Origin of the sequence: Sphingobium indicum BiD32 (assembly GCF_000382885.1) — a bacterium.
Classification (GTDB): domain Bacteria; phylum Pseudomonadota; class Alphaproteobacteria; order Sphingomonadales; family Sphingomonadaceae; genus Sphingobium; species Sphingobium japonicum_C.
The window spans coordinates 1-8139 of sequence record NZ_CAVK010000175.1; the positions used below are offsets into that span (position 1 = coordinate 1).

An 8139-nucleotide genomic window follows, 5' to 3' on the forward strand; every position below is an offset into this window, starting at 1 on the left:
GGCTGAGGGTGATTTTTGCAGGCTGTCTGGCCATGGCAGGTCTCCATGACGGGCCGCCGCGAGACACTCTCTCGGCTTCCAAGCCCGTCACGAAGGCCCTGGCCTTCCTCTTCCTCTCGGGCCGCCGCAGGCGGACCACCCCACGATATGGCAGGGCGCCAGGCCACCAAATTTCAGCCATCCCCTTCTGGCATGGAGCGTTCCCTCAGCAGCTTTTCAGCGCCCAGGATCGAACCGGCACGACGGGCGGCCGCGACATAGGCCGATATGGGCAACGCAGTATCGAAAAGGATATCCCGCTCGATACCGAGGCCGAACGGCAGGCGCAGCGACTGCAATTCCCGCAACGAAAAGCTGCCGAGTTCAGGGCAGCCAAGGCCGAGATCGGCGAGGCCGAACAGGATGCCGTCCTCGTCGAGTTCGGTGGCAAGCCAGGTGGCCGCGCCAAGCGGATTAAAGAACCGGGCAACGGGAACGGGATCAGGCTCCCGTTTGCCCTGTGCCTGCGCATTGCGGCGCGCGTGCATGTTCGCGAGCAATTCCGCGCGGATTTCGGGGGTGAGGAGGTTCATGCCGCCAACCTCCCTTCCAGGTCGAAGCCGTCGACTTCGTCCTCACCAGCGACATCAAGGCCAGTCGATGCGGTGTCACGATAGGCGAGGATATAATCTGCCGCCTTGGAGGCAGCGCTGGCGGCGCGCAGGATGGCGCGATTGTCTTCCCGGATAATCTGGAGCCACGGGCCGATGTAGTCAGCGTGGCGAACGCTTGGCACAATCCCAAGTGCGGCGCAGACGAAGGCTCCGGCCATTTCGGCGATCAATTCTTCGCGGCCATAGTCCTTGGAGCCGAAGCTGCCGGTCTGATCGCGGCCAAGCCGGGTGGCATGGCCAGTCCAATGGCCCAGTTCGTGAAAAGCCGTGCGATGCCAGTTGATCGGCTCATGGAAATCGTCGGGGCGCGGCACCGCGACATAGTCATGCGACGGGCTGTAAAAAGCGGACGGGCCACCGATGCGGAAGTCGGCGCCCGTAGCGGTGATCAGCTCCTCGGCGTGTGGCAGGATCAGGCCATCCGGGATGGGCGGCGGCGGGAGACAGATATGTTCGGGCAGGTCGTCACACTGGTCGACCGAGAACACCGTGAAATGCTTGAGGAACGGAATCCCGCCACTGGTTGGGGTGCCTTCGGTATCCGCTCGGCGACGTTCGCTGCTGGGCACAAAGCGGCGGGTGTAGATGATACCGACCCCCCGTTCGCCGCGACGCACCGAGCCCCCCAAGGCCGCAGCCTGCCGGAACGTCAGGAAGGCATGGCTCGAAAACCCTCGGGAGACGACGGCATGCCAGAGGGTAAGCACATTGATGCCACTGTATCGGCGGGAGCTGACAGCATTGTGCGGCATGCCGATGCCGGTATTGGCAGATCCCCAAGGCTGAACCCATGGGACGCGCCCAGCCTCGAGATCAGCGATGATCCGGTCTGTGATTTGCTGGTAAAGATTGATCCGCTCAGGGTTTGAGCGGGCAACATGTCGTTGCGCCATGGCAGTTCTCCGCGACGGACCCGCAGCGAGCCTCTCTCGCCGCTCTCAGCCCGTCACGGGACAATCCCGCCCTCTTCCTCTCGCGGGGCGTTGCGGGGCGGCAGTCCCGCACGAAGGGGTCTGATGAGACCGGTGGGCTCAGCAGCAGGGGAAGGCTTTCCCCACATGCTCTGGACCGATTTTATCGAGACATTTTAGGGTGGTTCGTGCCATGCTGGAGACGGGAGGCCTTCGATTGACCGAATTCACCTTTGTACATGCCGCTGATCTTCACCTCGACAGTCCATTACTTGGATTGGCGGGTAAATCTGCGGAATATGCCGCGCGCGTCGAGGCGGCGTCGCGTGAGGCCTTCGATAACCTGGTGGCCCTTGCGATCGATGAGGGCTGCCGGTTCATGCTGTTGGCCGGTGACATTTTCGATGGCGATCTGCGTAACTTCCAGACGGGCCTTTACTTCATGGAGGGAATGCGCCGGCTGGACGAAGCCGGCATCTCGGTGTTCATGGTCCTTGGAAACCACGACTCCGCCAATCGTTTTGCCGACAAGCTGTCTCTCTCGGGCAATGTCCAAGTCTTTCCTAAGACCAAGGCCGCCACACATCGTCTCGATGATGTCGGGGTCGCGATCCATGGGCGGAGCTTCCCCCGCCCGGACGTCTCCGAAGATCTGGCGCGCGAATATCCGGCAGCAACCGAAGCACTGTTCAATATCGGCGTTCTCCATACGGCCTGTGCGGGCAGCGAAGGTCATCACGCCCGATATGCGCCCTGCACGCCAGAGCAGCTTACCAATCATGGCTATGACTATTGGGCGTTAGGCCACGTCCACGCCCATGCCGTGCTTGGCGAGCACCCGCACATCGTCTATCCCGGCAATCTTCAGGGCCGACACCCACGAGAGACGGGGCCCAAGGGGGCCGTCCTGGTCAAAGTCAATGACGGCAGAGTCACCAGCCTCGAGCATCGCGCGCTGGATGTGGTGCGCTGGGCGTCGATCACAGTTGATGTGTCGGGAACGAGCGAACACCCCGAACTACTGGATCTCATTCGCAGCCATATCGCCCAAGGCGCAGAGCAGGCCGACGGACGGCCTATTGCCCTGCGCCTCACAGTGACTGGAACGACACCGCTCCATTCCAAATTGATCCTCGAGCGCACCGCTTTCCGGGAGGACGTGGAAACACTGCTGGCAACGCTCTCGGATGACGTGTGGCTCGAAAAGCTGAGGTTGGAAACGGCCCATCCTGAAGCCCCGGACGCTGTCGATCCAACGGTGGCTGGAAAGCTTGATCAGGAAGTGACCCGCCTCAGCCAGGACAACGCAATTGCGCAAGTTCTCGAAGCGCGGCTTGCCGAGATTCGGACGAAACTGCCCGCTGGCGCACATGCCGATGCATTCATTGAGCAGATGCGCGCCGAGATACCCGAACGCGCCGCAGCCCTTGCGCGCAGTCTAGTTAGCGAGGCTGGTCATGCGCCTGACTGAACTCAGCCTTGAGAAATATGGCGGCTGCGCCAGTCGCGAGCTCGCCATTCCTGAAACAGCGGGCCTCACGGTGGTCTACGGTGCCAATGAAGCGGGCAAGAGCACCTGTCTCGAGGCGATTAGCGACTTCCTGTTCTCGATCCCTAAGAATACTCAGCGCGGCAGTTTGTTCGGCTACGATGGCATGCGCATCGGGGCCACGATGTTGATGGCAGATGGTAGCACGGTGACGCTCAAGCGCCGCAAGGGCAACGGCAAGACACTGGCTGACCTGTCTGGAACGGCGCTCGATGACACCGTCCTTGCGCCGGTGCTGGGTGCCATCACACGGGAGCGGTTCGAAACACTCTTTGGTCTGAACCACGAAACCTTGCGCAACGGCGGGGAGCGATTGCTTCACGCCGATGGCGACATCGGGCGTCTGATCGTCGAAGCAGGCGGCGGCTTGCGCACGCTGGTATCTCGCCTTGAAGGTATCGACGGCGAAGCGGACAAGCTTTTCGATACGAGGCGGTCGGTAAATCGTGTTTTCTACCAGCAGCTGACCGCATTCGAGGCAGCCGAAAAGACAGCACGCGGCGCGCAACTGACCCGGGAAACCTTTGAGCAGACGCGCAAGGCATCGCTCGCAGCCGGGGAAAAGCTCGAGGCCCTGCGCCTCGAGAGGCGCAGCCTCGGCGCATCGACGTCCCGGCTGGAGCGCGTCCTTCGCGTCGCGCCCCACTTGCGTCAGCTGGCCGGCCTGACACAGGATCTGGTCGGCTACGACGATGTCGCGTCCTTCCCGGGTGATTTCGCGGCCAAGATGCGGACTGCTCTGGACCAGCGCAACGGGGCTGAAACGCGGCTCGAGGGTGCGATCGAGCGGCGGGACCGCCTGAAGGCACGGCTTGATGCGCTGGTGGTGAACCCGGACCTCAAAGCCGCCGAACAGCGGGTGCGTGATCTGGCTGAACGCGCCATTCACGTCAGCAAGGCCCGGTCCGATCGTGCCAATCGTCAGCGCGAGATTGATGACGGCGAGGCTCAACTGGCGGCGCTGCGCCGGATGCTTGGTCTGCCAGCCGATGCGGACCTTGCGCCACTGATCCCGGACCAGTCTGCCCTCAATCTTGTGCGCTCGGCTGCCGACGAGATGGTGGAGCGCCGTCCAGGCCTAGCCTCTGCCAGAAAGCGCCTTGGCGAACTGGCGGCTTCGCTTGCGGCGATTGACGATTGTTTGGAAGCGGCACGCCAGGCAGGGCATAATGCTCCGCCCGAGGCGTCATCATCCGCCTTTGCCAGCCTTGCGGCCCAGAAGTCAGCACACCAGGCACGTCAGCAAGCGCTGGATACGGACAGCGCAACATTGACCGGACGGCTCAAGGCGCTTGGCTTCGATACCATCGATGCGCTTGCCACTCTGCCATGCCCCAGCGTTGACGATATTCGCAGTGAGCAGGCCGCGCGCGGGACATTGACTTCGCAGATCGAGGATCAGGCCAAACTGAGGCGGCAAGCCGAGCGCGACATTTCAGCCGGTGAGGCTGAGATTGGCGCGCTTCAGGCATCCGGGACCATTGCAAGTGATGCGTCACTTGCCGAAGCGCGCAGCCTGCGCGCCGATGCCTGGAGGCCAGTAAAGTCGGCATATGTCGCGGGACAGCTGCCCGATGACGCCACTGCTCGCCTAGCCGTTGCTGACGGTCTGGAAACGGCAATCGTGTCTGCGGACGAGCTTGCCGATCGCCGCGCGGCAGAGGCAGAACGGGCTGCATCGCTCGCTTTCGCGTTGCGGCGCGTCGCAGAGGCACGGACTGCGGTCACGGCGGCATCTGCCGAGACGGCCGCGCTTGTCGCACAAGGCGAAGTGCGCATCGCGCAATGGGGGAACAGTTTTCCGCAAGTTCTGGTCAAACACCCGGAACTGGCGTCGCTGCTCCAATTTGGTCAAGCCCGCCAACTGGTGCTGGAAGAATCGGAACGCTTGCGGAATTCGGCAAATGCGCTGGCATTGGAGGAGGCCCAGCTTGCGCCGGCCGCAGAGTTGCTCGAACGCATCGAACAGAGCCGCAAGCTCGATACCACACTGTCGTTCGCGGCCCGGGTCAGCGCGGTGCAAAACGCCATTTCCCGGCACGAACAAGCACATGCCGAATATGGCAGGGACACGCGGGACCGGGAGGACTTGGCGCGGCAGCACAAGCTGGTTGAGGCGGAAGTGCAACAATTGTCCGACGCACAGGCCGCCTGGGATGCGGCATGGCCTGCGGCAACAGGTGCGCTGGGTCTCAAACCCGACATTTCGCCGACAGATGCCAACAGTGCGGTCACCGAATGGGTTGGCGCACGCGGTGTGCTTTCGGCAATAGGGCAGGCCCGCCAGCGGCTCAAGCGCATGGACGAAGACGAGACGAGCCTTGCGAAGGATGTCCGCAGCCTCGCGACCGAACTCGCCATCGAGATCGGCGAAGACTGTGTCGTTGCAGCGCAGATGCTGCTGGCCCGGTTTACCGACAACGCCACAGCGCAAACCCAATATGATGGTGTACTGCCCGACTTTGAGGAGGCGAAGGTCGAGGCCGACCAAGCGGAAGAGGCCCTCGGCACCGCTCGGGAGGAGCTGGCTACGCTTGCGGCTTCGGCAAAACTTGATGGCGGCGATGATGGGGCCCTTCTGGACGCAGCTTCACGGTGTGAAGCACGCACGGCTTTGTGCGATGAGATCGCTCTGGCGGAACGGACCGCGACGGACGTAGGCGACAAGCTTGATCTCGCTGCCTTGCGGGCGGAATGGGATGAACGCGACCTCGATGAGGTTCGCGCGGAACTAACCGAGCAGACATCGCGTGCTAGCGAGATCGAGAGCGAAATTGAGGCAGCCATTCTCGCCGAGAAAGCCGCAAAGGACGACCTTGCTGCCTATCTGAGCCAGAGCGAGGTCAATCACGCCGTTGCCGAACGCGAAGCGGCGGCAGCGCAGATGCATCTCGCCCTCGAACGCTATCTCGAGCTATCGGTTGCGCGCGAATTGGTGACGTCGGCCATGGCAACGATCCGCGCAGAGCAGCAAGATCCGCTCATTGCGCGGGCAGGCGAGCTGTTCACGGCAACGACACTCGGTGAATTTGCCGGAATCGAGACCGATATCGATGACAAAGGCCATCCGGTCGTGGTTGGACGGCGAGCCAATGGCGGTATTGCTCCGGTTGCTACCATGAGCGACGGCACCCGCGACCAGCTTTTCCTCGCCTTCCGGCTGGCAAGTCTTGAGAATTATGCCAGTGCGACGGAGCCGCTGCCCTTCATTGCGGACGACATTCTGGTGCATTTCGATGATGAGCGCAGCCGGTCCACGCTCGACCTGCTCGCCGAGTTTGGCAAGACCAACCAAGTCCTGCTGTTCACACACCATCGCAGCGTCCGGGCGCTTGCTGAACCGCTGGCGCAACAAGGCCTTGCCAACATAATTGACTTGGAACGCGGTTCGTAAACGTCAGATTTTTGCTCATATTGAATCAAAAGAGAAACTTGTTGCGGACAGGCCGCCTTACCCCCTATTGTTGTATCCATCCACTTTTTGGGTGGTTCAAGTAGGTGGGCTAAGGCTGGCAATGGGCGAAGAACGACCAAGTTTGCGATGGGGTGTGGAGCAGAAGCTTCAATTCATCGAATTCCGCCTATTCTGGGAGGGGCACGTCAACCGAAGTGACCTGATCGAAAAGTTTGGGGTGTCACCCAATCAGGCGTCAGGTGACCTCAATCGCTATATCGCATTGGCAGAGAACAACATGATCTACGACAAGAGCGGAAAGACCTATGTCCGCTCATCGTGTTTCAGCCCGTTGTTCCTGAAGCCAGACTCTACACAATACTTAGCCCAAATCCGTTCAGTTGCTGAAGGCGTCGTCAGCCCAGATGATGCCTGGATCGGCAATTTGCCGGTGTTTGATGCAACTCCGGCGCCAGCCCGCGGGATTGACCCTACCATACTTCGGTCAATCGTCATTGCGATCAGGCGCGTGGAGGCGATTGAAGTCCGGTATCAGTCAATGTCTGCACAGGATCCAGAGTGGCGTTGGATAGCACCGCATGCATTAGCCTTCGATGGATTTCGCTGGCACGCTCGATCCTGTTGCGAAAAGAGCGGCGAATTTCGGGATTTTGTAATCTCGCGCATTTTGGACACTCGTCAGACTCGCGCTCCCCAAAAACAAGCAATGTCCGACATTGCCTGGGAGGAAATCGTTGAACTTGCTGTTGGGCCGCATCCTGAGCTCAGTGCGGCCCAAAAGCGTGCGATCGAGCTGGACTATGGGATGCACAGCGGTCGGGTTTCGATCCCAGTTAGACGCGCGCTTCTTTACTACGCTTTGAAACGGCTAGGTTTAGACACCGACCCATCAGCACGAAAACCACAAGATCAACAGATAGTATTATTAAGTGACCCAAATCTATCTCAGGGCGCTAATTCGATGAGCGGAAGGATTCGGTAATGTTGGGGCTAACTCTCAGGGGGGAATTTCAGAGCAAGCGCCTCAAGGGGACCGCGATTGAGCTCTCAAACGATAGCAATACCGGCGCGACCCAGATCGCTGCTCAGGAATTCCTCGATATCACATACCCTACTCACGATCTGTTGAAAGGTATTGAAGCAGTCGGCCCAGGCCAGGGAAGGCCAGTGGTCGTCATTGGTGAGCGTGGGCTCGGTAAGTCACACTTGATGGCTGCGCTCTACCACGCCGTGAATGATGCGACATCGACTGGCGCTTGGCTAAACTCTTGGGCAGGCACGCTCGGCGATCCACATATTGGAAGCATTGCGTTGCGCGACGGGATGCTGGTGATTGGTGAGAGCCTTCACCGCCAGCGCTACAAGTTTCTTTGGGACCTGCTCTTTGATCGCCACCCGCACGGCACCTACATCAAGGGCAAGTGGGAAGGTATGGGCGCGGCGAAGACCGATATCCCATCCGACCAGCTAATTCTTGAATTGCTGGAAGCGGCACCAACTATGCTGCTGCTAGACGAATTCCAAACTTGGTACGATGGGCTTACGAATACTAAGCAGTACCCATGGAAAAATTGGGCATTCAATTTCATTCAGAGTCGGATTCAAAATTAT

At 60.4% G+C, this 8139-nt stretch carries 6 protein-coding genes; 4 read left to right on the plus strand and 2 right to left on the minus strand.

Annotated features, from left to right (window positions below):
- Positions 1-173: 173 nt before the first annotated feature.
- Positions 174-572, minus strand: a complete 399-nt coding sequence (locus tag EBBID32_RS17180; protein WP_006961919.1) for a DUF2958 domain-containing protein — start codon at positions 570-572, stop codon at positions 174-176.
- Positions 569-1546: an ArdC family protein gene (locus tag EBBID32_RS17185; RefSeq protein ID WP_006961920.1), complete on the minus strand. Its 978-nt coding sequence runs from the start codon at positions 1544-1546 to the stop codon at positions 569-571. The genes EBBID32_RS17180 and EBBID32_RS17185 overlap by 4 nt, the downstream gene beginning before the upstream one ends.
- Before the next feature lie 235 nt (positions 1547-1781).
- On the opposite strand from EBBID32_RS17185, the gene EBBID32_RS17190 reads away from it, so the two are divergent.
- The 4 genes from EBBID32_RS17190 to EBBID32_RS17205 all read left to right on the plus strand — a co-directional run.
- The gene (locus EBBID32_RS17190; RefSeq protein WP_006961921.1) at positions 1782-3035 is read left to right on the plus strand and encodes a metallophosphoesterase family protein; all 1254 of its coding nucleotides are present in this window, start codon (positions 1782-1784) and stop codon (positions 3033-3035) included.
- Complete coding sequence (locus tag EBBID32_RS17195; RefSeq protein WP_006961922.1) at positions 3022-6507, plus strand: YhaN family protein; 3486 nt, start codon at positions 3022-3024, stop codon at positions 6505-6507. The genes EBBID32_RS17190 and EBBID32_RS17195 overlap by 14 nt, the downstream gene beginning before the upstream one ends.
- Before the next feature lie 121 nt (positions 6508-6628).
- Positions 6629-7510: a WYL domain-containing protein gene (locus EBBID32_RS17200; protein WP_037491500.1), complete on the plus strand. Its 882-nt coding sequence runs from the start codon at positions 6629-6631 to the stop codon at positions 7508-7510.
- Positions 7510-8139 (plus strand): ATP-binding protein (locus EBBID32_RS17205; RefSeq protein WP_037491503.1); only part of this gene is annotated, 630 nt, incomplete at its 3' end. The genes EBBID32_RS17200 and EBBID32_RS17205, both read left to right, overlap by 1 nt.